The sequence below is a fragment of the Sphingomonas sp. FUKUSWIS1 genome (assembly GCF_000733135.1).
Lineage (GTDB): Bacteria > Pseudomonadota > Alphaproteobacteria > Sphingomonadales > Sphingomonadaceae > Sphingomonas > Sphingomonas aerolata.
Genome location: NZ_JPJC01000073.1, coordinates 3057 through 4618, shown reverse-complemented (window position 1 = coordinate 4618; position 1562 = coordinate 3057). Strand labels below are relative to the sequence as shown.

General features: G+C 66.8%; 2 protein-coding genes. Both read left to right on the top strand.

The window, feature by feature from the left end; translation table 11 throughout:
* A partial coding sequence (locus tag sphsw_RS05685; protein WP_031439752.1) for a substrate-binding domain-containing protein occupies positions 1 to 332 on the top strand: 332 nt, incomplete at its 5' end.
* 125 nt (positions 333 to 457) lie between these two features.
* On the top strand, positions 458 to 1562 hold a 1105-nt coding region (locus sphsw_RS05680), incomplete at its 3' end, for a TonB-dependent receptor plug domain-containing protein (RefSeq protein WP_031439751.1).

Genomic DNA, 1562 nt, shown 5'->3' with positions numbered 1-1562 from the left:
CGATGACCCCGGAGGCCGTGCACGCGGCGATGGCGCAGCGGCTCGCCGCCGCGCCGCCGCCCGACGGCATCTTCGCCGCGTCCGACGTCGCCGCAATGAGCGTGCTGCGCGCGCTCGCCGAAGCCGGGATCGACGTCCCCACCACCACCGCAGTGATCGGCTATGACGACGTCACGCTGGCCGCGCACACCTCGCCAGCGCTCACGACCATCCGCCAGGATCTCGCCGAGGGCGCCGCGCTGATGGTCGATCGCCTGATGCAGCGGATCGCGGGCCATGCGACCGGATCCGCGATCGTCACCCCCGTCCTGATCGAGCGCCAGTCCGCCTGAACCGCTCCGCCTGCGCTGATTTCAACGCTTCACAATCGATTGCATAACACGTCTTGCAATCGATTGCGAAAAGCGTATGAGGCGATTCTGGGCTTCATAGAAAGCCACCGCGCAGGGAGGATATCATGAAAGCACGTTACGTTTTGCTCGCCGGAATCGCCGCCACGTCCTTCACGACGGTGGCCGCGGCGCAGACCGCGCCCATCCAGGACGTACCCGTTCAGGCCGCACCCGCACCGAGCGATCAGCCAGGCGACACCAACGCGACGCCGGCGCCGATCGACGGCCAGGACGACATCGTCGTCACCGCGGTCGCGCGCGGCACCAACCGCCTCAACACCTCGATCACGACCAGCTCGATCGGCTCCGACGCGCTGATCCAGCTCGCGCCGCGCACCTCGGGCGAGCTGCTGCGCAACCTGCCCGGCATCCGCGTCGAGGCCTCGGGCGGTGACGGCAACGCCAACATCTCGGTCCGCGGCCTGCCGGTCGCGTCGGGCGGCTCGAAGTTCCTCCAGCTCCAGGAAGACGGTCTGCCGATCCTCGAATTCGGCGACATCACTTTCGGTAATGCCGACATCTTCCTGCGCGCCGATTTCAACGTCCGCACCGTCGAGTCGGTCCGCGGCGGCTCCGCCTCGACCTTCGCGTCCAACTCGCCGGGCGGCGTGATCAACTTCATCTCGAAGACCGGCGAGCAGGAAGGCGGCGCGTTCCAGCTGTCGAGCGGCCTCGACTACCGCGAATTCCGCGTCGATTTCGACCAGGGCGGCAAGCTCTCCGACAGCGTCACCTATCATGTCGGCGGCTTCTACCGGATCGGCGACGGCCAGCGCGAAGTCGGCTTCGACGGCGTCAAGGGCGGCCAGCTCAAGGCGAACATTACCAAGTCGTTCGGCAATGGCGGCTATGTCCGGCTCTACGGCAAGTATCTCGACGACCGCGCGATCGGCTACCTCCCCAACCCGGTGCGCGTCACGGGCAGCAACAGCGACCCCGATTACAGCAGCATCGCCAATTTCTCGATCAACAACGGCACGCTGCATAGCGCCAACATCCGTACCGCGCAGACGCTCGACGGCAACAACCGGCTGACCACGCGGTCGATCCGTGACGGCCAGCACCCGGTCGTCTATTCGGCGGGCCTCGAGACGCAGATCCCGCTCGCGGACGACTGGAACATCGTCGAGCGGTTCCGCTATGCCGACATTTCGGGCGGCTTCACCTCGC